Annotated in this window: 18 protein-coding genes; 13 read left to right on the top strand and 5 right to left on the bottom strand. The window is 68.4% G+C overall.

Annotated features, from left to right (window positions below; genetic code table 11):
- Nucleotides 1-46: 46 nt before the first annotated feature.
- Nucleotides 47-1318 carry a Glu/Leu/Phe/Val family dehydrogenase gene (locus AC07VS_RS14585; RefSeq protein WP_492349829.1) on the top strand — a complete coding sequence of 424 codons (1272 nt, stop codon included), beginning with the start codon at nucleotides 47-49 and terminating at the stop codon, nucleotides 1316-1318.
- Nucleotides 1319-1393: 75 nt separating this feature from the next.
- Here the strand turns inward: AC07VS_RS14585 and AC07VS_RS14580 are convergent, their stop codons facing one another.
- Entirely contained in the window at nucleotides 1394-2143 is a 750-nt protein-coding gene (locus AC07VS_RS14580) for a Crp/Fnr family transcriptional regulator (RefSeq protein ID WP_494656987.1), read from the bottom strand.
- 161 nt (nucleotides 2144-2304) lie between these two features.
- Between AC07VS_RS14580 and AC07VS_RS14575 the strand changes: the two genes are divergently transcribed.
- The 4 genes from AC07VS_RS14575 to AC07VS_RS14560 all read left to right on the top strand — a co-directional run bounded on the left by AC07VS_RS14575 (nucleotide 2305) and on the right by AC07VS_RS14560 (nucleotide 7951).
- Nucleotides 2305-3399, top strand: coding sequence for a porin (locus AC07VS_RS14575; protein ID WP_494751316.1), 1095 nt, complete (start codon nucleotides 2305-2307; stop codon nucleotides 3397-3399).
- A gap of 62 nt (nucleotides 3400-3461) precedes the next feature.
- A complete protein-coding gene (locus tag AC07VS_RS14570) occupies nucleotides 3462-4820 on the top strand; it encodes a DUF1254 domain-containing protein (RefSeq protein ID WP_494751315.1) in 1359 nt (452 codons plus the stop codon).
- Nucleotides 4821-4858: 38 nt separating this feature from the next.
- Entirely contained in the window at nucleotides 4859-5908 is a 1050-nt protein-coding gene (locus tag AC07VS_RS14565; RefSeq protein ID WP_494751314.1) for a Bug family tripartite tricarboxylate transporter substrate binding protein, read from the top strand.
- Between the two features lie 117 nt (nucleotides 5909-6025).
- Entirely contained in the window at nucleotides 6026-7951 is a 1926-nt protein-coding gene (locus AC07VS_RS14560; protein WP_494751313.1) for an alkyl/aryl-sulfatase, read from the top strand.
- A gap of 33 nt (nucleotides 7952-7984) precedes the next feature.
- Here the strand turns inward: AC07VS_RS14560 and AC07VS_RS14555 are convergent, their stop codons facing one another.
- Nucleotides 7985-8980 (bottom strand): response regulator transcription factor, encoded by a 996-nt coding sequence (locus tag AC07VS_RS14555; protein ID WP_027478163.1) that lies wholly within the window; start codon nucleotides 8978-8980, stop codon nucleotides 7985-7987.
- Nucleotides 8977-12621 (bottom strand): hybrid sensor histidine kinase/response regulator, encoded by a 3645-nt coding sequence (locus tag AC07VS_RS14550; RefSeq protein ID WP_494751312.1) that lies wholly within the window; start codon nucleotides 12619-12621, stop codon nucleotides 8977-8979. The genes AC07VS_RS14555 and AC07VS_RS14550 overlap by 4 nt, the downstream gene beginning before the upstream one ends.
- Nucleotides 12622-12841: 220 nt before the next feature.
- Here AC07VS_RS14550 and AC07VS_RS14545 point away from each other — a divergent pair, with 220 nt between their 5' ends.
- The 5 genes from AC07VS_RS14545 (at nucleotide 12842) to AC07VS_RS14525 (ending at nucleotide 19397) form a co-directional block, all read left to right on the top strand.
- Nucleotides 12842-13198, top strand: coding sequence for a hypothetical protein (locus tag AC07VS_RS14545; protein ID WP_492349836.1), 357 nt, complete (start codon nucleotides 12842-12844; stop codon nucleotides 13196-13198).
- A 195-nt stretch (nucleotides 13199-13393) separates the two neighbouring features.
- Nucleotides 13394-14767, top strand: a complete 1374-nt coding sequence (locus tag AC07VS_RS14540) for a TolC family protein (protein ID WP_492349837.1) — start codon at nucleotides 13394-13396, stop codon at nucleotides 14765-14767.
- 26 nt (nucleotides 14768-14793) lie between these two features.
- Nucleotides 14794-15966 carry an efflux RND transporter periplasmic adaptor subunit gene (locus AC07VS_RS14535; protein WP_492349838.1) on the top strand — a complete coding sequence of 391 codons (1173 nt, stop codon included), beginning with the start codon at nucleotides 14794-14796 and terminating at the stop codon, nucleotides 15964-15966.
- Nucleotides 15967-15969: 3 nt separating this feature from the next.
- The gene (locus tag AC07VS_RS14530; RefSeq protein WP_492349839.1) at nucleotides 15970-19059 is read left to right on the top strand and encodes an efflux RND transporter permease subunit; all 3090 of its coding nucleotides are present in this window, start codon (nucleotides 15970-15972) and stop codon (nucleotides 19057-19059) included.
- Between the two features lie 11 nt (nucleotides 19060-19070).
- Nucleotides 19071-19397, top strand: a complete 327-nt coding sequence (locus AC07VS_RS14525; protein WP_019574809.1) for a P-II family nitrogen regulator — start codon at nucleotides 19071-19073, stop codon at nucleotides 19395-19397.
- A 61-nt stretch (nucleotides 19398-19458) separates the two neighbouring features.
- On the opposite strand, the gene AC07VS_RS14520 is transcribed toward AC07VS_RS14525, so the two are convergent.
- The gene (locus AC07VS_RS14520; protein WP_494751311.1) at nucleotides 19459-20781 is read right to left on the bottom strand and encodes a cytochrome-c peroxidase; all 1323 of its coding nucleotides are present in this window, start codon (nucleotides 20779-20781) and stop codon (nucleotides 19459-19461) included.
- Nucleotides 20778-22253, bottom strand: a complete 1476-nt coding sequence (locus AC07VS_RS14515) for a metallophosphoesterase (RefSeq protein ID WP_494751310.1) — start codon at nucleotides 22251-22253, stop codon at nucleotides 20778-20780. Before AC07VS_RS14515 ends, AC07VS_RS14520 begins: the two co-directional genes overlap by 4 nt.
- 190 nt (nucleotides 22254-22443) lie before the next feature.
- Between AC07VS_RS14515 and ureA the strand changes: the two genes are divergently transcribed.
- Genes ureA through ureC form a run of 3 tightly spaced genes read left to right on the top strand, consistent with a single transcriptional unit; the run spans nucleotide 22444 to nucleotide 24819 of the window.
- The gene (ureA, locus tag AC07VS_RS14510) at nucleotides 22444-22746 is read left to right on the top strand and encodes an urease subunit gamma (RefSeq protein WP_019574812.1); all 303 of its coding nucleotides are present in this window, start codon (nucleotides 22444-22446) and stop codon (nucleotides 22744-22746) included.
- 25 nt (nucleotides 22747-22771) lie between these two features.
- On the top strand, nucleotides 22772-23077 hold the full coding sequence (locus AC07VS_RS14505) for an urease subunit beta (RefSeq protein ID WP_494751309.1): 306 nt from the start codon (nucleotides 22772-22774) through the stop codon (nucleotides 23075-23077).
- Nucleotides 23078-23100: 23 nt separating this feature from the next.
- A complete protein-coding gene (gene ureC, locus AC07VS_RS14500) occupies nucleotides 23101-24819 on the top strand; it encodes an urease subunit alpha (RefSeq protein ID WP_494751308.1) in 1719 nt (572 codons plus the stop codon).
- Nucleotides 24820-24868: the final 49 nt, after the last annotated feature.

Here is a 24868-nt window from a genome sequence, read left to right as displayed (position 1 = left end):
ACACCGGGCGTACCGTAGAGGCTCTGTTCACCCAAGCGAGATCCGCATGAATCAGCCCCTCTCCTATGTCCACCCCACCGCCAACAGCCCCTGGGGAACCTACCTGTCTCAAGTCGACCGCGTGCTGCCTTATCTCGGCCCCCTGGCTCGCTGGTCGGAAACCTTGAAGCGCCCCAAGCGCGCTCTGATCGTGGACGTGCCCATCGAGATGGATGACGGCCGCATCGCCCATTTCGAGGGCTATCGCGTGCAGCACAACCTGTCGCGTGGCCCGGGCAAAGGGGGCGTGCGTTTCCACCCCGATGTGACACTGGAAGAAGTGATGGCCCTGTCGGCCTGGATGACCGTGAAGTGCGCGGCCGTCAACCTGCCCTACGGCGGCGCCAAGGGCGGCATCCGCGTCGACCCCAAGCAGCTGTCGCAGCAAGAGCTTGAAAAGGTCACCCGCCGCTACACCAGCGAGATCGGCGTGATCATTGGCCCGCAACAAGACATCCCGGCCCCCGACGTCAACACCAACGCCCAGATCATGGCCTGGATGATGGACACCTACTCGATGAACACCGGCACCACCGCCACCGGCGTGGTCACGGGCAAGCCCATCCACCTGGGTGGCTCGCTGGGCCGGGTCAAGGCCACCGGCCGTGGCGTGTTCGTGACGGGTCGCGAAGCCGCCCGCCGCCTGGGACTGAACCTGCAGGGGGCACGCATCGCGGTGCAAGGCTTTGGCAACGTGGGCTCGGTGGCCGCTGAACTGTTTGCCGAGGCTGGCGCCAAGATCGTGGCGGTGCAAGATCACACCGGCACCATCTACAACCCCAACGGCTTCGATCTGAGTCAGTTGCTGCCACAGTCCCGTACCCGCGGCGTGGCCGGCTTTGCTGGCGGCGAGGCGATTGCCGACGAAGAGTTCTGGGATCTGCCGGTGGACATCCTGATCCCGGCGGCCCTGGAGGGCCAGATCACCGCAGCCCGGGCCCAGCGCCTCAAGGCCCGCCTGGTGCTCGAAGGCGCCAACGGGCCCACCGTGCCCGAAGCGGACGACATCCTGGCCAGCCGGGGCGTGCTGGTGGTGCCCGACGTGATCTGCAATGCCGGCGGCGTCACCGTGAGTTACTTCGAGTGGGTGCAAGATTTCTCCAGCTTCTTCTGGGACGAGGACGAGATCAACCAGCGCCTGGACCGCATCATGGGCAATGCCCTGCAGCAGATCTGGGACACGGCCGACCGCCACAAGATCACGCTGCGCACCGCCACCTTTGCCGTGGCCTGCGAACGCATCTTGACCGCCCGTCAGGAACGCGGCCTCTACCCCTGAGCCCACGCGGCCCCCACGCTGCCACGCCCTGGCGGCAGCGCCAGCGCACGGGGCATTCAGGGCCATGGGGCGGGTTCAGGGCAACTGGACTCGATCCTTCAGCCGCGCCAGGTCTTTGATGATGATGCGGTTGTAGGTGGCGTCCAGAATGCCTTGCTCGATCAAGAGGCCCAATTCGCGGTTGATGGTCTGGCGCGACACCCCCAGCATGGCCGCCAGGTCATGCTGCGACAAGCGCACCCGCAGGGCCAGGCCTTCAGGCTCGGCCACGCCATAAAAGTCCACCAGGCGCAGCAGGGTCACCACCAAGCGCTGCGGGATACCACTCAAGACCTGTTCGTGCAGCGCCTGCAAGCTGTAACGCTGGCGCTGCAGGCCCAGCCGGGCCACCTCGCGCCACAGCTGGGGCTGCTCGGCCAGCACCGACAGCACCGCGTCGCAAGCCAGGTGAACAATCAACGAATCCTCATGGGCGTGGTAGTCGTAAGGCAGGGGCTCGTCTTCGAGCAGACGCACCAAGGGGGCCAGATGGCCAGGCCCCAGCAGCCCATGCACATACTTGCGGCCCTCGGCATCCACGCAACCTACCTCCAGACAGCCTGACACCACGGCCAGCAGATCCCGGGCGTGGCGGTCATGCGCCAGCACCTGGGTACGCCGATGGTAGGTGCGCAGACGGGCCTCTTTGGCGAGACGGCGCCTGGCCTCGTCAGGCCAAGGGCTGAACAGCTCGTTCCAGCGCAGAGATCGTTCGATCAGTTCAAGCTCACTGCCTGGCGCTGACTGCCTGGCGAGGGGCAGCAAGGGCATAGGTTCGAGAGTCATGGGGGGCTTTCCGGCGCCCATCCCGGCGCCATGTGAGGGTCTCTGTCGGCGCACTGACAGATTTGCAGCATCGAACTTTTCATCATAGGTCTACCCCTTCTGCGCTCGATCGCCCCGGCGCAGACAGCTTCATTGACGGTAGCTCTCTATGGACAGAACAGATGCGCCCTCTGCTCGACTTGCCATGCCCCAGGGCCGCCATGTGCGCAGGCCTGCTGCCCCTGCTTTGGGCGGCCTCTGCCTGCGCCTGGGGCCAGACCGAAAGCAGCGCCGCAGCGCTCAGCCTGAACGTGGTGCTGGACGCCTACCTGGCGCGGGTCCAGGCCGGGCCGATGTCCGGCACCGCCCTGGCGGAGGGCGGACACAACGCCTCGCTGATCGCCCTGCGGGGCGCGGAGCCGCTGGGTGGGGGGCTGAGCAGCCGATTTCAACTCGAGGCAGGCCTGTCGCCCACCTCAGGCGCCGGGGCTGCACCAGGCGGGGGGCTGCAGTTCAACCGGGTGGCGTCTCTGGGCCTGACCGGCCCCTGGGGCCAGATCGACATGGGCCGCCAATACACCCCCATGTTCCTGGCCGTGTTCGGGCACGACCCCTTCGGGCTCAATGCCGTGTTTTCGCCCCTGCACCTGATGGGCAGCCTCGATGCGCAAGCCGGCCAACAAGCCTTTGCGGCCCGCGGCAACGGCCTTCTGCGCTACCGAAGCCCCAGCGTGACCGGCCAGCCCTGGGCGCTTGACCTGGCCTGGGCCTCGGGCGCCGGCGCCAGCTCGGGTGCCGGCAGCGGCCTGCGTGGCGCCGCCCTGTCGTGGCAGCCAGGCCCGCTGTCGCTGTCCTACGCGCGGCAGCAGGCCGCCAACCCAGCCCCGCTTGGCGGCCACAGCCAGCATCAGGCCCTGAGCGCCTCCTGGCGACAGCCCGGGCGCAGCCTGCACGCCCACCTCATGCACCTGGGCAACAGCCAGCCCGGGCAGGCCTCGGCGCGCCTGCTCGCGCTGGGGCTGCAGCAGGGCCTGGGCCCCCACAGCACCGCCTTGATCGAAGCGGTCTGGCGCCGGGTCGAGCACAGCCCGCGCACCCAGCAGGCCCTGAGCCTGGGCCTGGACTACCACCTGGCACCGCGCACCCGCCTGTACGCCCGCTGGATGGTTTTGAACAACCGCGCCGATGCCTCGGCCACCCTGGGCGGGGTCAGCATCCCGCTCAACAGCGGCCACGACCTGCGGCTGCTGGGGCTGGGCCTGCGGCAAGACTTTTGAACCCGCCCCCCGCATCCTCACCAACCCGCAGCGCCGCGCCCCGCCCCCCACCGAAAGCCCCCATGCCCCTGAACTTCGACTTCTCCCTGGCGCCCCCCGAAGCCGTCACCCCGCAAGTCAGCCTGGCCCGGGCCATCGGCCTGGGAGCCACCCTGTTTGCCTACCCCCTGGTAGAAATCTACCGTACCTGCACGCTGCAGACCCAGGTCCCGTCGCCCACCCGGCGTGACATCAACACACTGATCCACATCAACCACCCCGCCACGGCACAACAGCGCGACGTGGTGACGCCGGCCCATGACCTGCTCTACACCAATGCCTGGCTGTCGCTGACCGATGGCCCGCTGGGCCTCAGCGTGCCGGCTTCGGCGGCCCACCCGGGCCGCTACTTCGTGCTGGCGCTGTACGACGCCTACACCGAGAACTTCATGAACCTGGGCCCGCTCAACTGCGCCCCTGAAGGCGAAACCGTCTGGCTGCTGGGGCCCGACGGCGGGGCGGTGCCGGACGGCGCCCGCACCGTGCCCTGCCCCACCCGGCTGGTGTGGCTGATCGCCCGAGTGCTGGTGCGCGACAGTGAAGACCTGCCGGCGGCCCAGGCCTTGCAATCGGACATTCGTCTGCACACCGACAGCCCGCTGGCCCACATGCCCTGGGCGGTGGCCCGCTGGCAAGGCCCGACCACCAGCGTGATGCACGCCCTGCGCAAACCTTCGGTACGGGGTGAAGACCTGGCTCCAGGCTTCTTCACCCATTTCTGCCAAGCCCTGCACGAGGCCCCGGGCCGGCCACAAGACCAGAATCTGCTGCGCTGGATCACCCAGGCCGGTTTGCGCGCCAACCCCCGGTTCGACTGGAATACCCTGGCCCCCTGGTGCCGCGAAGGCCTGGCCCAGGGCTTTGCCGAAGCCATCCGATTGCTGGACGGCATGCCCCAAGGCCACGGCACCCAGCCCTGGCGTACCAGCACGGTGATCGGTCGCTATGGCAGCGATTACCTGGCTCGCGCCCTCACCGCCTGCATGGGCCTGGGGGCCCTCAGCCCCGACGAGGCGGTCTATGCCACGAGCCATTTCAGCAGCGACCTGCGCCCGCTTCATGGCCAGCGCCGCTACACCCTGCGTTTCGAGCCCGGTCACTGGCCACCGGCGGATGCGTTCTGGTCGGTCACGCTGTACGACGCTGACCGTTTTCTGTACGACAACCCCTTGGGGCGCCATGCTGCCGGTGACCGCAGCCCCTGGCTGCGACCCGAACCCGACGGCAGCCTGCTGATCCACTTTGCACACCAGCCTCCTGCCGGAACGTCCCACTGGTTGCCCACCCCCGCCGGCCCGTTCTACCTGGTCATGCGCCTGTACCACCCCCGCCCAGAAGCCAGGCACTGGATCGCTCCGGCGCTGCAGGCCCTGCCCGACTGACATCCTCTTGATGCCCCTATCTTGTGCCGGAGATCACCATGACCCGCCTGATCCAACGCAGCCTTTCACCCCCTCTTTCACAGCCCCCTGCCTCGGCAACATGGGCCGCACGGCTGCGCAGCGGTGCCGTCGGCGCGCTCACCCTGCTGGGGCTGGCAACCCAGGCGGTGGCCGCTGATGCCAGCCCGAGCTACCCGCAACGGCCCGTGACCCTGATCGTGCCCACCAGCGCGGGCGGTGGCACCGATGCCGTGGCCCGGGTGCTGGCCGACGCGCTGGGCCAGGCACTGCACCAAGCCTTTGTGGTCGACAACCGCCCCGGGGCCAACGGCCTGCTGGGCAACGCCCTGGCGGCCCGAGCGGCGCCCGACGGCTACCACCTGCTGTTCACCTACGCGGCCACCATGGTGGTCAACCCCTTGCTGTACAAAAAGCCCGGCTACGACCCCTTGCGCGACTTCGAGCCCGTGATGCAGATCGGCCGGGGTGGCACCTTGCTGGTGGTGTCTGCCCGCCTGCCCGTGCACACGGTGGCCGAGTTCCTGGCCTATGCACGGGCCCACCCCCAACAGCTGAGCTACTGCTCATGGGGCCAGGGTTCGGGCGGTCACCTGGCCATGGCCAGCCTGATGCAAGACACCGGGCTCGACCTGGTGCACGTGCCCTACAAAGGCAGTGCGGCCTGTGTCAACGACCTGCTCGCCGGCCAGGTGAGCGCGGCCTTCGCCGACGCTTCGCTGGCGCTCGAACTGGTGCGCCAGGGCCGCCTGCGGGCCCTGGCCCTGAGCGCCGAAGCCCGCATGCCCACCCTGCCCCAGGTACCCACGCTGACCGAATCGGGCTACCCCTTCACGGCCTATTCGTGGCTGGGCCTGTTTGCACCGGCCGGCACGCCGGCGGCCATCATCAACCAGCTCAACAGCAGCCTGAACCAGGCCTTCCAGAACCCTGCCGTGCGCCAGCGTCTGGCCCAACTGCAACTGACCGAGCTGCCCCCCATCACCCCCGCCGAGTTCCGCACCACCCTGACGCAAGACATGGCCGAGTGGCGCCGACTGGTGCTCAAACTCGGTCTGAAGGCCGAGTGAATCAGGCCACAAGGCACGACCTGCCCAGGCAGCCGCACCAGAGGTCAGAGCCAAGGGCCCAACTGCACACTGCGGCCGGATGGCTCCTCGTAACCTGCCTGTTTTGAAAGGCTTTCGATGCCCCAGGCCCTCCCTGCACCCGACCTGGGTGCCCAGCCAGCCCACCCGCACACCGAAGCCCGCCAGCGTCAGGTGCAAAGCCAACTCGATTTCGGTGACCAAGGCGATTTCGACGATGCCCGGCGCGGCTTCATCGGCACGGTCGAGCACGCGCTGGTGCCGCGCGCCAAGGGGGCGCCGGTCTGGAACCTCGCCCCCTATGCCTTCCTCGATCAGGCCAGCGCGCCCCCCAGCGTCAACCCCAGTCTGTGGCGCCAGGCCCGGCTGAACCACCTGCACGGCTTGTTCGAGGTCGCCCCCCGCATCTACCAGGTGCGGGGTTTCGACCTGGCCAACATCACCTTCATCGAGAGCGACACCGGCCTGATCGTGATCGACCCCCTGACCTTTGAAGAATCCGCACGGGCCGCACTGGCCCTGTACCGCCAGCACCGCGGTGCCCGACCGGTGCGCGCCGTGATCTACAGCCACAGCCACATCGACCACTACGGCGGGGTGCGCGGCGTGCTCGATGAGGCCGACGTGCTGGCCGGCAGGGTGCCGGTGATTGCCCCCGACAAGTTCATGGAAGAAGTGGTGTCCGAGAACATCCTGGCAGGCGTGCCCATGCGACGACGCGCGCAGTTCCAATTTGGCACCACACTGCCCCCCGGTGTGCGGTCGCACGTGGACAGTGGCCTGGGCAAGGCCGTGGGCCAAGGCACAGCCGGCCTGATTCCGCCCACCCTCAGCATCAGCACCTCGGGCCAGCGACAGCTCATTGACGGCATCGAGATCGAGTTTCAGCTCACGCCGGGCACCGAGGCCCCGGCCGAGATGAACCTGTATTTTCCGGGTCTGCGCGCCCTCAACACCGCCGAGAACGCCTGCCACACGCTGCACAACCTGTGCCCCTTGCGCGGCGCCAAGACCCGCGACGCCCTGGCCTGGGCGCGCTACCTTGACGAGGCCCTCGACCGCTATGCCGGCCAGGTGGACGTGGTGTTTGCCCAGCACCACTGGCCAGTGTGGGGCGCCGAGCGGGTCAACACCTTCATGACCGAGCAGCGCGACCTGTACCGCTATCTGCACGACCAGACCCTGCGCCTGATGGCACACGGCCTGACCGCACTCGAGATTGCAGAGCAACTGCTGGTGCCCCAGGGACTGGACAAAAAATGGCATACCCGGGGCTACTACGGGGCCGTGGTGCACAACGTGCAGGCCATTTACGCCCACTACATGGGGCCCTACGACGGCAACCCGGCCCACCTGAACCCACTGCCCCCGACCGAAGCCGGGGCCCGTTACATCGAGTACATGGGGGGCATGGACGCCGCGCTGGCGCGGGCCCGCAGCGACTACCAGCAAGGCCACTTCCGATGGGTGGTGCAGGTGATGAACCACGCTGTCTTTGCCGACCCCAGCCACGCCGAGGCCCGGGCCCTGGCCGCCAACGCGCTCGAACAACTGGGCTACCAGAGCGAATCGGCCACCTGGCGCAACAGCTACCTGTTGGCCGCCCGGGAGTTGCGCCAGGGCAAACCGAAAGCCCAAAGCAGGGTCAGCGGCGCACAGCAGGGCGTGGTGGCGCTGCTGCCCATGACCCACGTGCTGGACCAACTGGCCATCCGCATCAAGGGCCCGGCAGTGGCGCACCTGCAGGCCCGAATCGACTGGCTGCTGCTGGACGAAGGCAGCGAGCACCGACTGACCCTCAGCCACGGGGCCTTGAGCCATCGCCCGGGCCGCCATGGCGCGGCGGCCACGGCCACCCTGCGCTGCCGGCGGGCCGCCCTGTCGCGGGCCCTGGCCAGTGCCGACGGTCTGGCCGACGCCATCGACGACGGATCCATCGAAGTCAGTGGCGACGCGGCCCTGGTGCGGGCGCTGTTCGGCGACCTGGACCGCTTCGATCCGGCGTTTGCCGTGGCCGAGCCCTGAAGGCCCCGGCCTCGTCAGGCGGGGCTGGGGCCCTTACCCCTCAAACTGGGGGTGCAACTGCCGGATGCGGTTCATGGCCATGCCGGCCGCCGCGGTGCGGGTTTCGACGCCGAGCTTGGCGTACACCCGCTCCAGGTGCTTTTTCACGGTGGCCGGGCTGGCCCCCAGGATGTCGCCGATGTCGCGGTTGATCTTGCCCTTGACCACCCAGTAAAGCACCTCGGCCTCGCGCGCCGTGAGCTTGAAGCTCAGGCTCATGGCCTCGATCACCGCGTCGTCCGACACCTCTTGCATCACGATCAGCCAGTCACCACCGCCCTCGCTGTCGCCGGTCTGCTGGTGCAGGCGGAAGGTGAGCCGGCGCGGGCCCTGGTCGTGATTCAGGCGCGGCGGCTCGATGCTGGCCTGGGCGTCAGGCAGGTGGCGCCTCAGCCAGCTCACCACCGGCTCGGGCGTGACCGGTGCCGCCGTGCCAAAGTAACGCATCAGCAGATCACGCGCCAACGGGGTCTGCCACATCAGCCGCCCATCGCTCACCCGCACGGTGATGCTGGCGTAGCCAAAGGCATCGAGGGCATTGCGCGCCTGCCCTGCCTGCCGCGCCGCCTGCCGCGCCTGGCGAGCGCCCTGCAGATGCACGCTCATGCGGGCCAGCACCTCCTTGGGCTTGATGGGCTTGGTCACGTAGTCCACGCCACCGCTCTCCAGCGCCGCCACCAGGTGCTCGGTCTCGGTGAGCCCGGTCATGAAAATGATGGGGATGTGCGCCGTGCGCGGCTCGGCCTTCAGGCGGCGGGCCACTTCAAAGCCATCCATGCCCGGCATCATGGCGTCCAGCAGCACCACATCCGGCAGGGCCTGGCTGGCGCGTTGCAGCGCGGCCTCGCCCGAAGTGGCCACCAGCACGGTGTAGCCCGACTCGTCCAGCGCGTCGTGCAGCATGGCCAGGTTGTCGGGCACGTCGTCCACCACCAGCACCACATCGCTGTTGGCACGGTCCAGGGTCTGATCGTAAGAGGGCGCGTTCATGGTGGCGGGGTCGGGCGGGCGGGCTCTGAAGCAGAAGAGGTCGATTGTGCCGTGATGGCCTCGGCCAGCGCTTCAAACTGGAAGCCCCGCGCCAGCGGGCGCAAACCCTCGACCCAGGCCGCACAGGTGGGCTCGTGGCGTTCGATGTCGGCCAGGGCGTTCATCACGCCGCGGTAGTAGCCCAACGTCACGGCCTCCAGCAACACCTTCAGGCGAGGCTCGCTCGGACGGGCACCGGCGTCGGGCGGGGGCTCCGTGAGGGGCTCGGCCTCCACGCCCATCTGGGCCGGCTTGGCCTCGTCCGAAGCGTCCTGGGCCTGGCCCGGCCCCTGCCAAACCAGGCCCAGGCGCCGCTCCAGCCAGTCGAGCAGCTCGCTGTGGCGCACAGGCTTGACCAGAAAATCCTCAGGCGCAATGGCCACGTCGTTCTCCAGGCCCTTGTCGAAGGCATTGGCCGACACGATGGCCACCTGGGCCCGGGTATGGCCCGCGGCACGCAGGCGGCGCACGGTCTCCCAACCATCGATGCCGGGCATGGCCAGGTCCATGAACACCGCATCGGGCGCGTAGCCGGCGGCCAGCAGGTCCAGCGCATCGTGGCCGCTGGCGGCGGTGCGCAACTCAAACCCCAGGGGCTGCAGCAGTTGCACCAGCAGTTCGCGGTCGGGCTCTTCGTTGTCCACCACCAGCAGGCGCCGGCGCGGCCCCAGGTATCCGGAGCGCTGCGCTGCGGCTGGCGCCTGGGCCGGCGGGTGCTGCAGGGCGCTGTCGTGCACCTCGGGCAAAAACAGCCGTACCCGGAACACCGAGCCCTGACCGGGCGTGCTGTCCACCGACAACTCGCCGCCCATGAGGTCGGTCAGCATCTTGGCGATGGTCAGGCCCAGGCCGGCCCCGCCCGAGCCGGCACTGGCCGTGGTGCCACGTGCAAAAGGCTCGAAGATGCGCTGCAACTCGGCCGCGCTCATGCCCGGTCCAGTGTCATGCACCTCCAGCGTGGCCATTTCGCGGCCGTGGCGCACCCGGAACGTGACCTGACCGCGGGCCGTGAACTTGATCGCATTGCCCAGCAGGTTGATCAGGATCTGGCGCAGGCGCTTTTCGTCGGCGCGCACCACCTCGGGCAACTCGCCCTGGGCCTCGAACTGGAAGCGCAGGCCCTTGGCCGCCGCCTGCAGCTCGAACAGGCCCGCCACGTCGTGCACGAAGTCGGCAAAGCGCATGGGGCGGACCTCCAGCGTCATCTTGCCGGACTCGATGCGCGCCACATCCAGCGTGCCCTCGATCAGGGTCAGCAGGTGTTCGCCGCCGCGCCGGATCACGTTCACCGCCTGCCTGCGGTGCGGCGGCACGCCGGGGTCCTCGCCCATCAGCTGGGCATAGCCCAGGATGCTGTTGAGTGGCGTGCGCAGCTCATGGCTGATGGCGCTGATGTAGCGGCTCTTGGCCTGATTGGCCTGGTCGGCCTGCTGGCGCGCCCGCTCGGCCACCTGGCGTGCGGTCTGCAGGGCCTCGTCGGTCTGGCGGTGCAGCTCGATCTCGCGCATCAGCAGGCGGGTCTGGCGGTTCGACTCCTCCTGCGCCACCTGGCGGCTTTTGTGCGCCAGCACCAGCCACCAGGCCACGATGCCCGCAATCACCAGCATGGCCATGTAGGCCTTGAGAAAGCCGGTGCGCAGCGACAGCTGCCCCAGCGGCTCGGCCGGCAGCATGTCGCCCAGGGTGCGCAACTCCTGGTGGTAGAGCAGGCCGAACACCGTGGCCAGCAGCGGCACGATGATCAGCATCAGCAACAGAAAATGGCCCAGCCCGGTGTCCAGGTAGGGCCAGATGCGGCGCGGCAGCAGCCAGCGCAAGGCCCCCGACCACTGGGCCGACAGGCTGGCGTGGGGCTTGCACAGATCACCACAGCGCGCGTCCAGCGTGCAGCACAGCGAGCAGATCGGCCCGCGGTAGGCTGGGCAATGGGCCATGTCGGGGGCCTCGTACTCGCTCTCGCAGATCACGCAGCGGCGCAGGGCGGTGCTGGGGTCGGCCCCCGCCACAGGGGGGGCCTCGCTGTGGCGGGCGATGTAGTAGCGCCCCCCGGTCAGCCAGGCCAGCAGTGGCGAGGTCAGCAGGGCCGTGCCCAAGGCGATCAGGGCCGAGAAGGCCTGGGCCAAGGGCCCGAACAGCCCCAGGTGGGCGCTCACCGACAGGGCCGAGGCCAGGGCCATGGCCCCCACCCCCACCGGGTTGATGTCGTACAGATGCGCCCGCTTGAACTCGATGCCCGGCGGGCTCAGGCCCAGGGGCTTGTTGATCACCAGATCGGCCACCACCGTCATCATCCAGGCGATGGCGATGTTCGAGTACAGCCCCAGCACATCGCCCAGGGCCTCGAACACATTCATCTCCATCAGCATGAAGGCGATCAGGGTGTTGAACACCACCCACACCACCCGCCCCGGGTGGCTGTGGGTGACGCGCGAAAAGAAGTTGGACCACGCCAGCGACCCCGCATAGGCGTTGGTCACGTTGATCTTGAGCTGCGACAGCACCACGAAGATGGCCGTCGCCGCCACCGCCCAGCCATAGCGCGGAAACACATACTCATAGGCGGCCAGGTACATCTGGTTGGGGTCCACCGCCCGGTCGGGCGGCACCATGTGGGTGATGGCCAGGTAGGCCAGCAGGGCCCCGCCCAGCATCTTGGCCACGCCCACCAAGACCCAGCCCGGCCCGCCGCCCAGCACGCCCGCCCACCACCGCCCCGGGTGCGCCGGGTCGGGCCGGGGCATGAAGCGCAGGTAGTCGGCCTGCTCGCCCATCTGGGTGATCAGCGCAATCCCCACCGTCGATGCCGCACCAAACAGGTGCAAATCAAAGCCCGCAAAATCCCGCCCCTCACCACCGTAGTGCGTGATGCCGGCAAACGCACCAGGATCGCGCAGCAGCACCGCCACAAAGGGCACCACCAGCATCACGATCCACAGCGGTTGGGTCCAGACCTGAAGGCGGCTGATCACCGACACCCCGTGCGTCACCAGCGGAATCACCACCAGCGCACACACCAGGTAGCCCCAGGACGGCGGGATGCCCAGCGCCAGCTCCAGCGCATAGGCCATGACGGCCGCCTCCAGTGCAAAAAAGATGAAGGTGAACGAGGCATAGATCAGCGAGGTCAGCGTCGACCCGATGTAGCCAAAACCCGCGCCACGGGTCAGCAAGTCCATGTCCACGCCGTAGCGCGCCGCGTACACGCTGATGGGCAGGCCGGCCAGAAAGATCACCAGGCCGGTGGCCAGAATGGCCCACAGGGCGTTCTCGAAGCCATACTGAACCAGCAAGGTGGCGCCCACGGCCTCCAGGATCAGGAACGAGGCGGCCCCGAAGGCGGTGTTGGCCACCCGGAAGATCGACCAGCGCCGAAAGCGCTGCGGCGCAAAGCGCAAGGCGTAGTCCTCCAGCGTCTCGCGCACCACCCAGCTGTTGTAATCGCGGCGGATCTTGACCACCTGCTGCGGCGCGCCGGCATCGGCGCTCACGGGCGCGTCGACGTCCGGCCCGGCCGAGAGCAAGGCGGGCTGGCCCAATGGGCCACCTGGCCCGCTGGGGCCACTTGAACCGCTCTGCCCGATGGGTCTTTCGGATGCCCTCATGCGTGCTGAACTCCTTGGTCTGATCCTGTCGCGGGCCTCCGGGTACCGCCCCGGTCCCCTGCCATGCCCCAGAGCGGTGCAGCATTCATGCCATGCGCCGCGAAACGCTCGCATCCCTGCGATCTGCCAGGTTTTTTTGCATCGAGCGGGAACTTGTGCGCTGCAGCGAACACAATCCAGCGTGTTCCCACTCCAGAAAACCGGCTCTTCCCCGTTCACCATGCGTCTGCTTCTGCTTTGCCTGCTCTCAGTGCTGCTGCTCGGCTCGACCCTGCTGCAGAGCGAGAACACGGCCTGGGCAGGCGAGCCCGAGCTGCTGCAAGGGGATGTGCTGCTGGTGACCTCGCCCTGCGAGGTGATGGCCGACGAGCCAGACACGCTGGACGAAGAGCTGCGCACGGCCGTGCGCCTGTACCAACCCCCGGTCACCAACGACGACCGCACCGAAATGTTCTGGGCGCCCGAAGAGCCCCACCTGGACACCCCTCTCCACACCAGCGCCCCCGCGCTCTTCTCGGTGCGGCTGAGCAGCGTCTGCCCCCGGCCCCTGCTGCGCCCGCCACGCCTGGCCGCCTGAGGCCCGCGCCCGCCTGACGGCCCGGCGCCACCCTCCCCCCCCTCCCTGTCGACTGACATCGCCTGCCGATCCGGCCGCCGCTGACGCGAGCGCCGGACCCGCAACGCCTGAGCGCGTTGCGCACGCACGGCCCCAGGCTTGGCGCCTGTGGGCCGGCCCACCCGCTTTTCTTCACGGCCCTGTGCCGCCCAAGCCATGCACGCTTTTGATTCTTCCCTGCCACGGCGCCTGCCCAGACTGGCGCTGCTCACCGCAGCCCTGTCGCTGGGCAGCATCGCCCCCCATCTGGTCCAGGCCCAGACAATGCCCACGCCCAGCCACCGCACAGACGCCACGCCGGTGATGAGCCTGGAACAACTCACCCGACGGGTGCTGGAGCACAACCCCGAACTGCTAGCCGCCCTGCAGGCGCGCCAGACCGCCGCCGCCGGCGTCACCAGCGCCGCCGCCCTGCCCAACCCACGGCTGGAGGTGAGCGGCGGCCACAACAGTGCCCGCCTGCCCGCGGCCACACCGGGCCAAGTGCAAACCTGGGCGGTGTCGCAGTTGATCGAAAACCCGGCCCTGCGCAGCGCCCGCCAGGACGCCGCCCGGGCCGGGGTGAAGGGCAGCACCGAACAGGCCGAAATCACGCGCCAGGCCCTGATCGCCCAGGTGCATTTGCGCGCCTACGAAGCCCTGCTGCGCCAGGCCGAAGCCGCCAGCGCCAGCGAATCGCTGGCCTTGCTGGAGCAGGTGCGAGAACGCGTGCGCCTGCGGGTGGACAGCGGCGAGGCCCCGCGCTACGAAATCATCAAGGCCGACGCTGAAATCATCAACGCCCGCCAGCGCCAGCAAAGCGCGGCCCTGCAGGCCGAACAGGCCTTGCTGAGTCTGAACCGCCTGGCCGCCGGCCAGTTGCCCGAGCGCTGGCGACTGCAGGCCTCGCTGGACGATGCACCGACGCTGCCCAGCCTGAGCGCGCTGCGCGCCCAGGCCCATGAGCGCAACCCGGAACTGCGCGCCCTGCAGGCCGAGATCGAGCGCGCCCAGGCCCGCCTGGCCGAGGCCAGGGCCAGCCGCTGGCCAGGGCTGGAACTGCGCTACAGCCAGACCCGTGACCCCGAGATCCGCCAGAACCAGTTGGGGGTGAGTGTGCAGATCCCGCTGCTGGACACGCGCAGCGGCCCCCGTGCCGAGGCCGAATCCGAGCTGTTGCGCCTGCAGGGCCGCCTGGACGGGCGCCGCGCCGAACTGGGCCAGCAGGTGCTGCTGGCCTGGAAATCCCTGGAGCTGGCCCGCGGGCGCACCGAGGCCCTGAGCCAGGGCGCCGTGCGAGAAGCCGAGGCTGCGCTGCGCGTGGCCCAGGCCGCCTACCGCTATGGCGAGCGCGGCATCCTCGATGTGCTGGACGCTCAGCGCGTGCTGCGCAGCGTGCGCGCCGACCTGCTGGATGCGCGCTACCAACAGCAAGTGGCGCGCATCGAACTCGAACTGCTGGCCGGCCGCCACGGCGAGCCCGAGTTCCCCGCCGCCACCACCGCCCCCCCCACGCCGGCCGGCCCGACCGCCACCTCCCACCAGCCCTGACGCCCCCTCTTTCCATGAAACCCATCATGAACGCATTCACGTTCCCTCCCCTGGCCACCCTGAGCACGCTGACATTGGCCTTGCTCTGCGCCTTCACCTTGAGCGCCTGCGGCCCGGCCGACAAGCCCGCACCTGTCGCAGAGGCCCCCGCCACCGACCCGATGGAGGTGCGCGTCAAGCCCGAGATGGCGGTCCAGTTCAAGGTGCAGAAACTGGCCCCGGTCGACCTGGTGCCCACCCAGGACGTGGCCGGCCGCATCGAGGCCAATGACCGCCTGGTGACCCGCATCGGGGCTTCGGTCACCGGCCGGGTGACCGATGTGCTGGCCGAGGTGGGCGACCGCGTCAAGACCGGCCAGGCCCTGGCTCACGTGGCCAGCCCCGAGCTGACCACGGCCCAGTTGGCCTACCTGCGCGCCCACGCCGCCAGCCAATTGGCCGAACGGGCTGTGGAGCGCGCTCGTCAGCTGATCCAGGCCGACGTGATCGGCTCGGCCGAACTGCAGCGCCGCGAATCCGAGCTGAGCATCGCCCGCGCCGAATTGCGCGCCGCCGGCGACCAACTTCAATTGATGGGACTGCCTACGGGCGCCATCGAGCAATTGCGCAGCCAGGGCACGCTGGCGGCCAAGACGGCCGTGGTGGCCACGCTGTCGGGCGTGGTGATTGAACGCCAGGTGAGCCGAGGCCAGGTGGCCCAGCCGGGTGACCCCCTGTTCACCGTGGCCGACCTGGGCAATGTCTGGGTGGTGGGCGGCCTGCCCGAACAGGCGGCACGCTCGGTGCAGCCGGGCCAGGCCGTGGAGATCGAGGTGCCGGCCCTGGGGGCGCAGCGCCTGCGAGGCAAGATCGTCTACGTGGGCGACACCGTCTCGCCGGAGACCCGCACCGTCACCATTCGCACCCAGGTCGACAACGCCCGTCGCGACCTCAAGCCACAGATGCTGGCCACCATGCGCATCGCCGCCGCACCCCAGCAGGTGCTGGCCGTGCCCGCCGCCGCCGTGGTGCGCGAGAACGACCGCGACCACGTGTTCGTGCGCCAGGCCGAGGGCCGCTACCGCCTCATGCCGGTCGAGCTGGGGGCCGCCAGCGGCGCCCAGCGCCCGTTGCTCAAGGGCCTGCCCGAGGGCAGCGAGGTGGTGGTCGAAGGGGCCTTCCACCTGAACAACGAGCGCAAGCGCGCCGAACTGGAGTAAGCCATGGTTGCCTCCCTGATCCGTGCTGCGCTGAGCCAGCGCCTGGTGGTGGTGGTGCTGGCCCTGGTGCTGTGTGCCTTCGGCGTGCGTGAAGCCACCAGGCTGTCGGTGGACGCCTTCCCCGACGTGACCAATGTGCAGGTGCAAGTGGCCACCGAAGCGCCCGGCCGCTCGCCCGAAGAGATCGAGCGCTTTGTGACCGTGCCACTGGAAATCGCCATGACCGGGCTGCCCGGCCTGGTCGAGATGCGCTCGCTCAACAAAAGCGGCCTGTCCATCATCACCCTGGTGTTCACAGACACCACCGACGTGTACTTTGCGCGCCAGCTGGTGACTGAGCGCCTGATCGAGGTGACGCCACGCATGCCCGCCGGCATCGTGCCGGTGCTGGGCCCGGTCTCCACCGGCCTGGGCGAGGTCTATCAATACACGCTGGAGCGCCCCGACGACGGGCAGCGTGCGCTGACCCCCGAAGAGTTGGCCGAACGCCGCACCGTGCAGGACTGGGTGCTCCGCCCCATGCTGCGCTCGATCCCGGGTGTGGCCGAGATCAACTCGCAGGGCGGCTATGTCAAGCAGTACCAGGCCCTGGTCGACCCCGGTCGGCTGCGCCACTACGGGCTGTCGGTGCAGCAGGTGGTGCAGGCGATTGCCAGCAACAATGCCAATGCCAGCGGCGGCATCCTGCCGCAGCTCACCGAGCAGTACCTGATCCGCGGCCTGGGGCTGATCCGCACCCTGGACGACATAGCCAACATCGTGGTGAAGGAACAGGCCGGCGTGCCGGTGTATGTGCGCGACGTGGCCACGGTCCAATTGGGCAGTGAAGTGCGCCAGGGCGCCATCATCAAGGGCGGCTACACCGAAGGGGTGTCGGGCATCGTGCTGATGATGCGGGGCGGCAACGCCAAGCAGGTGGTCGGCCGGGTGAAGGATCGGGTGGACGAGATCAACCGGCAGGGCCTGCTGCCCGACGGGCTGCAGATCGTGCCCTATTACGACCGAACCGAGCTGGTCGATTCGGCCCTGTTCACGGTGGGCAAGGTGCTGGTCGAAGGCATCTTCCTGGTGGTGGTGATCCTGTTCATCTTCCTGGGCGACGTGCGATCCAGCCTGATCGTGGTGGCCACCCTGGTGATTGCTCCGCTGACGACCTTCATCCTGATGAACCGCTATGGCATCTCGGCCAACCTGATGTCGCTGGGGGGGCTGGCGATTGCCATCGGCCTGATGGTGGACGCCACGGTGGTGGTGGTCGAGAACGTGTACCACCGCGTGGGTCAGGCCGGCGCAAGCATGGGCGCGCGGGTGCGCGCCATCCTGGACGCCACCACCGAGGTGGCCACCCCGACCATCTTCGGCATGGCCATCATCATCCTGGTGTTCCTGCCGCTGATGACGCTGCAAGGCATCGAGGGCAAGATGTTCGCGCCGCTGGCCCTGACCATCGCCATGGCCCTGGCCGTGTCGCTGGTGGTGTCGCTGATCCTGTCACCGGTGCTGTGCGCCTACTTCCTCAAGGGCGGGGCTGACCACGACACCCGGCTGATCGCCTTCCTGAAGCGCCATTACCTGCGCTTGCTCGACGGTGCCACGCTGCGCAGCCGCCTGACGCTGGGGGTGGCCGTGGGCCTGCTGCTGGGATCGCTGGCGCTGTTCCCGCTGCTGGGCAAGTCCTTCATGCCCACCATGAAGGAAGGCGCGCTGACGCCACAGATCAACCGCGTGCCCAGCATCTCGCTGGACGAATCCATCCGCATGGAAATGGACGCCATGAAGGCCGTGGCCGAGGTGCCCGGGGTGCGCATGGTGGTGTCCAAGCTGGGCCGGGGCGAGTCGCCCGCCGACCCCGCCGGCCCCAACGAGTCCGACCCCATCGTGCTGCTCGACCCGAAATCGGACCGCACTCAGGACGAGATCGACGAAGACATCCGACAACGCCTGTCCACCATCCCCGGGGTGCAGATCGTGCTCTCGCAGCCGATTTCGGAGCGGGTCGACGAGATGGTGACCGGGGTGCGCTCGCAGCTGGCCATCAAGGTCTTCGGGGATGAACTGGGCGAACTCAAACGCCTGTCCGAGCAGGTGGCCCGGGTGCTGAAAAGCGTGGACGGCAGCCGAGACATCCGCATCGAGCGGCTGTCAGGCCAGCAGGCACTGACGGTGGACATCGACCGCAAGGCCATCGCCCGCCACGGCATCAATGTGGCCGACGTGCACAGCCTGATCGAGACCGCCATCGGAGGCAAGGAAGTGACCACCCTGTACGAAGGCGAGCGCCGCTACAACGTGGTGGTGCGCTTCCCGGCCGCGGCGCGGCAGAGCGCCGAGGCCATCGGCAACACCTTGCTGACCACGACTGACGGCGCCCAGGTGCCGCTGTACTCGGTGGCGCGCATCGAACTGGTGGACGGCCCGGCGCAGATCAGCCGTGAAAGCGGCAAGCGCCGCGTGGTGGTGGGCGCCAACGTGGAAGGGCGCGACCTGGCCGGCTACGTGGCCGAGGTGCAGCAACGCCTGGCCCAGGAGGTGCGCCTGCCCGAAGGCTATGAGTTCCGCTTCGGCGGGCAGTTCGAGAACATGGAGCGCGCCATGGGCACGCTGGCGGTGATCGTGCCGCTGACCATCGCGGCCATCTTCTTCCTGCTGTTCCTGCTGTTCAACTCGGTGCGGCTGGCCAGCCTGATCATCCTGGTGTTGCCCTTTGCCTCGATCGGGGGCCTGGTGGCCCTGTTCGTCACGGGCGAGTACCTGAGCGTGCCGGCCTCGGTGGGCTTCATCGCGCTGTGGGGCATTGCGGTGCTCAATGGCGTGGTGTTGGTGACCTGCATCCGGCGCCTGCGCGAAGACGGACTGGAGGTGGCCGCCGCGGTGCGCGAAGGCTGCGTGCAGCGCTTTCGCCCCGTGATGATGACGGCCACCGTGGCCCTGCTGGGTCTGGTGCCGTTTCTGTTTGCCACCGGCCCGGGCTCTGAGGTGCAACGCCCGCTGGCCATCGTGGTGATCGGGGGCTTGATCTCCTCCACCCTGCTGACCCTGGTGGTGCTGCCCACGCTGTACCGCTGGTTCGACGAAAAGCCCACCGAAGCCTGAAGGAGGCCGACATGAAGGAAATCCGAGCCATCGTGCGGCCCAGCCGCTTGAACCGCCTGCGCGATGCGCTGCGCGCCATCCCCAATTTTCCGGGGGTGACCATCTTCCGGGCCGAGGGCTTCACCGCCCCGGCCGCGGTGGACAAACGCAGCGTGCGCGAAGAACTGACCGACTTCAGCCCCAAGCTGATGGTGTCGGTGCTGGCCCAGGCCGAGATGGTGGAGACCATCCGCCAGGCCATCACCCAGGCCTGCCAGACCGGCCAGATCGGGGACGGTCTGGTCTGGGTGGTGGACATCGACGAGACCCACCGCATCCGCGACGGCAGCGCGGTATGAGCCTTTGCCCCCCTGTGAACCTGCGAGGTTTCTCAGGGGGTGGCATGGCCGCCAGACAGGCTCAAGGTGGCGGCATGGCCGCCACGTAGGGCGCATCGGTCAGGGTGCGCAAAAAGGCCACCAGGTCATCAATGTCCTGCTCGCTCAAGGCGGGCGGCTGGTCGGGGCGGCGGTTCAGCGGCGGGGAGTTGACGTTGACGTTGCCGTGGTGGGCCGGGGCCACGTCTTCGAACACACTGCCCGAGGCATACCACTGGCCGGGTTTGATCGAACGTGTGTTGTAGAAGGCCACCGCGTCGCGCAGCGAGTGCAGCACGCCGTTGTGCATGAAGCTCTGGCGCAGCGCCACGTTGCGCAGCCCGGGGGTGCGCAGGTAGGCGCACCACTGCTGCGGTTCGGGCCACTGCTGGGCCCGCGCCGTGGCGCACAAGCCCTCATCGAAGTGCCCGGCCCGGCGGTTGGGTGCCAGGGCCCGGTTGCGTGGCACGGCAATCGCGTCATAGCCGAAATCGGTGAACAGCGAACGCTCGGGCCGTGAAGCCGTGTCCGACAGGGCGTGACACGAGGCGCAGTTGCCCTTGTCTGGGTTCTTGAACAGGGCCAGACCGCGCATCTCGGTGGGGCTCAAGGGTTGGCGCGCGCGCAGGTAGGCATCGAAACGCGAGCTGAAGGGCGCCATCTCATCGCTTTGCAGGTAGGCCTCGAAGGCCGCACCCAGGGCCCGTACCAGGGTCTCGGGGTCACGCATCACGGCCGGGCCGAAGGGGGCCACCCCGCTGTCGGCCAGGGATTGGGCCAGCCCGTTGCGGCGCAGGCGCTGCAGCAGTTGCCGCGGGCTGCCGTTGTTCATCTCGTGCGGGTCGAACAAGGGCCCGCGCGCCTGCTCGGCCAGGGTGTCGGCACGGCCATCGGCCATCAGGCCGCCAAAGGGCGACGGATAAGGCGCGTCGTCGTCCTGGTAGAAGTGGCGGCGCGGCACATAGCGCACATACAGCAGCGAGGGCGCGTTGCGCAGGCTGAACTCGCCGGCGCGGCTGCCACGTGGCGTGCCGGGCCCGCCGGCCACGGCCTGCGGCCCCGGCATGAAGGCGCGGGCCGGGTCGTGGCAGCTGGCGCACGAGGCACCCGCCGGTTCGGACAGGCGTGGCTCGACAAACAGGCGCCGGCCCAGGGCCACCAGGGCCGGGTCGGGTGCAAAGCGGGCACTGGTGGCGTCGTACTTGGCGGCCAACAGCGGGCTGCGGCCGATCGCGGCCAGCACCTTCTGCGCCCCACCGCCCGAGACCAGGACCACGCTTTCAGGGGCGGCCAGCGCCCCGGCACACAGGCTGCCTGCGAGCAGTCCGCCCAAAAGGCGCCAGGCGCCCGCCAACAGCGACCTCACGGTGTCAGGAAGCCGGTCTTGTCGCAGCTCAGTGCCTTGCCCGACTGCACACAGGTAGCCATCAGCTTGCCGGCGGCGCTGTAGGCCTTGAAGGTCCAGCCCGTGGCAGGGGCCGCGTTGCGGTCCATCACCATGAAGCCGAAGCTGGCGCTGTGCGTGATGCGGTCGATCGTGGCCCCCACGGCGGGCGTCAGGCCCGCGGGCAGCGGGTCAGGCAGCGCCACATCCAGGGAGTCGCCGCCGTTGCCGGTGACCAGCGTGGCCGGGTGGCCCGAGGCGAAGTTGATGGCCTGGAAGTCATGCACGTGACCATGCAGGGCCACGTTGACGCCCGGCGGGTAGTAGGCCTGGGCGTTCAGGCTGCTCATGGCCGACTGCAGGGCCAGGTTGCCGGGCGCCGGGGTGCTGCCGGCCACCGGGGCAAAGGCCAGGATCGGGTGGTGGTTGGTGAAGATGGTGTTGACCACGCCGGTCTTGGCCGCCAGGCTGCCCACGGTCTGGAACTGCTTCTGGTAGAGGGCGAACTGGGCATCGGTGGGCTTGAGGGCGGCCGAGCCGGTCTTGGCCGAATCGAACACCACGATCTGCGAGTCGGTGCCCAAAGCCACCGCGTAGGGGTCGGCATAGTTGGCCGTGCCGTCGTTGACCGGGTCGTCGCAGTTGCGGGCGGCCGAGTAGCTGCGCACGTCCATGAAGCGGTACCAGCCCTGGCCGGCGCGCGCGCATTCTTCGTGGTTGCCACGCACCACCACCCAGGGGGCGGCAGACAGCAGCGGGGCGGCAGGCTGGAACAGGTCGGCCAGCCAGGTGTCCCAGCCGTAACCCCAGGGGCTGCCCTGGCAGCCGGCCACGTCGCTGGGGCAGGCGTTTTCACGGTAGTGGTAATCGCCGATGTGCAGCACCAGGTCAGGCGTCATTGAGGCCGCGACCTTGGACAGGCTGGCAAAGGGCCAGGCCACCGGGTCGCTGCAGGCCTGCCAGGCGGCGCCGGCCTTCTTCATGCGGCAGCCGGTGTCGGCCAGCACCAGCACGCGTTGGGGATTGGCCTTGGGCACGGGCAGCACACGGTTGGCCACGGCCACCTTCTGCGCCCCACCCGGCAGGTTGGCTTCGCACACCGAGACCGGGAAGGCCGAGGGCTTGGAATCCACCGGGTCACTGGCCGTGGTGCGCTGTGCGGCCGTACCGGGGCCCACGCGCAGGTTCATGCGAGTGGCGTTGCCATCCACCACCAGCAGTGGGCAGGCGGCATTGGCGCTGGTGCCAGCCGCGGTGGGCGGGGTGTAGCTGGTGACCACACGGGCGATGGCCTGGTTGCTGTCGCCCATTTCTACCCAGGCCGCCTGGATGTTGGCGTCGCCGCTGGCGGCATCGGGGGTGCTGTCACCGCTGCAGCCGGGCAGCACCAGGGCCGCGCCCAGGGTGGACAAGCCGGCCAGCCAGACCAGGGGGTGCTGTTGGATTTTTTTCATGGTGGGTTCTCCGTCCTCGGTAAACCCCACACCGTACGGAGCGGCTGTTTCAGCGTCGTGACAAGACCGCTACACGGCCTTGACATGCACTGAATTCTGGCGTTGCGGGCACCAGCATGGTGCACCACCAGGCAAGGTTCCTGCTTTAACATTTGGAGACATTCAGACCGACCCTTATCGAGGCATCCCCATGGAATTGACCCCCCGGGAAAAAGACAAGCTGCTCATCTTCACCGCTGCCCTGCTGGCCGAGCGCCGCAAGGCGCGGGGCCTGAAGCTGAACTACCCCGAGGCTGTGGCCTACATCAGTGCCGCCGTGATGGAAGGCGCGCGGGACGGCAAGACCGTGGCCCAGTTGATGAGCGAAGGGCGCACCCTGCTCAGCCGCGACGAGGTGATGGAGGGCATCCCCGAAATGATTCCCGACATCCAGGTCGAGGCCACCTTCCCTGACGGCACCAAATTGGTGACCGTCCACCAGCCGATTCCATGACATCCGCGACAGGAGAACAACGACCATGATTCCCGGCGAACTGATCATTGACGAGGGCGAGCACGCCCTCAACACCGACCGCCCCACCGTGACCCTGCTGGTGCGCAACACGGGCGACCGCCCGATCCAGGTGGGCTCGCACTACCACTTTGCCGAAACCAATGCGGCGCTCGGCTTTGACCGCGCCGCGGCGCTCGGCATGCGGCTGAACATTGCCTCGGGCACCGCTGTGCGCTTCGAGCCCGGGCAAGAGCGCACGGTCGAGTTGGTGGCCGTGTCAGGCAGCCGCCACATCTACGGTTTTCGCGGCCTGGTGCAGGGCGCCCTCTAAAGCCTGCAGGCAAAGGACACACCATGAGTTCCATTTCACGCCGCGCCTACGCGGAAATGTTCGGCCCCACCACGGGCGACCGCATCCGCCTGGCCGACACCGACCTGATCCTTGAGATCGAACACGACCACACCCTGGCCGCCGGCAGTTACGGCGAAGAGGTGAAGTTCGGCGGTGGCAAGACCATTCGCGACGGCATGGCACAAAGCCAGCGCGCCCGCGCCGAAGGCGCCGTCGACACCGTGCTGACCAATGCCGTCATCCTGGACCACTGGGGCGTGGTGAAGGCCGACATCGGCATGAAGAACGGCCGCATCGTGAAGATCGGCAAGGCCGGCAACCCCGACACCCAGCCCGGCGTGGACATCATCATCGGCCCGGGCACCGAGGTGATCAGCTGCGAAGGCAAGATCGTCACCGCCGGGGGCATCGACACCCACATCCACTTCATCGCACCGCAGCAGATCGAAGAGGCCTTGTGCAGCGGCATCACCACCATGATCGGCGGCGGCACCGGCCCGGCCACGGGCACCTTTGCCACCACCTGCACCCCCGGCCCCTGGAACATCGAACGCATGATGCAGGCGGCCGACGCCTTTCCGATGAACCTGGGTTTTCTGGGCAAAGGCAATGCCAGCCTGCCCACAGCGCTGCATGAGCAGATCGACGCCGGCGCCATCGGCCTGAAACTGCACGAAGACTGGGGCACCACGCCCGCCGCCATCGACAACTGCCTGAACGTGGCCGAGCTGACCGACACCCAGGTGGCCATCCACACCGACACGCTCAATGAATCGGGCTTTGTCGAGGACACGGTGGCCGCCTTCAAGGGCCGTACCATCCACACCTTCCACACCGAAGGCGCGGGCGGCGGCCATGCCCCCGACATCCTGCGCGTGGTGGGCGAGGCCAATGTGCTGCCCTCGTCGACCAACCCGACACGGCCCTACACCATCAACACGCTGGACGAGCACGTGGACATGTTGATGGTGTGCCACCACCTGCACGCCAACATCGCCGAGGACCTGGCCTTTGCGGAGAGCCGCATCCGCAAGGAGACCATCGCAGCCGAAGACATCCTGCACGACCTGGGCGCCATCAGCATGTTCAGCTCGGACAGCCAGGCCATGGGCCGGGTGGGCGAGGTGATCCTGCGCTGCTGGCAGACCGCCCACAAGATGAAGCAGCAGCGCGGCAAGCTGCCCGCCGACACGGCACGCAACGACAACTACCGGGCTCGGCGCTACATCGCCAAATACACCATCAACCCGGCCATCGCGCACGGCATCGGCCACATCGTGGGCAGCATCGAGGAAGGCAAATGGGCCGACCTGGTGATCTGGAACCCGGCCTTCTTTGGCGTGAAGCCCTCGCTGATCCTCAAGGGCGGCTTCATTGCCATGGCCGCCATGGGCGACCCCAACGCCAGCATCCCCACGCCCCAGCCAGTGCACTACCGGCCCATGTTCGGCGCCTTCGGCGGGGCCATTGCCAAGGGCTCGCTCACCTTTGTGTCGCAAGCGGGCATGGCGGCAGGCATCGACCAGCGCTACGGACTGCACAAAACCCTGGCCGAGGTGAAGAACATCCGCACTGTGGGCAAGAAGGACATGCTGCTCAACGACTATGCGCCGCGCATGGAAGTGGACGCCCAGACCTACGAGGTGCGGGCCGACGGCCAGTTGCTGACCTGCGAGCCCGCCACCAGCCTGCCGATGGCGCAGCGCTATTTCCTGTTCTGAGACCGGGTCGATCCCCTGAGACCCGGCCAGGGTCGGGGCCGAAGCGTTA

This window comes from Curvibacter sp. GW821-FHT01G03 (assembly GCF_059422285.1).
Note: the sequence above shows the minus strand (reverse complement) of the source record. Positions and strands in the feature narration are given on the sequence as shown.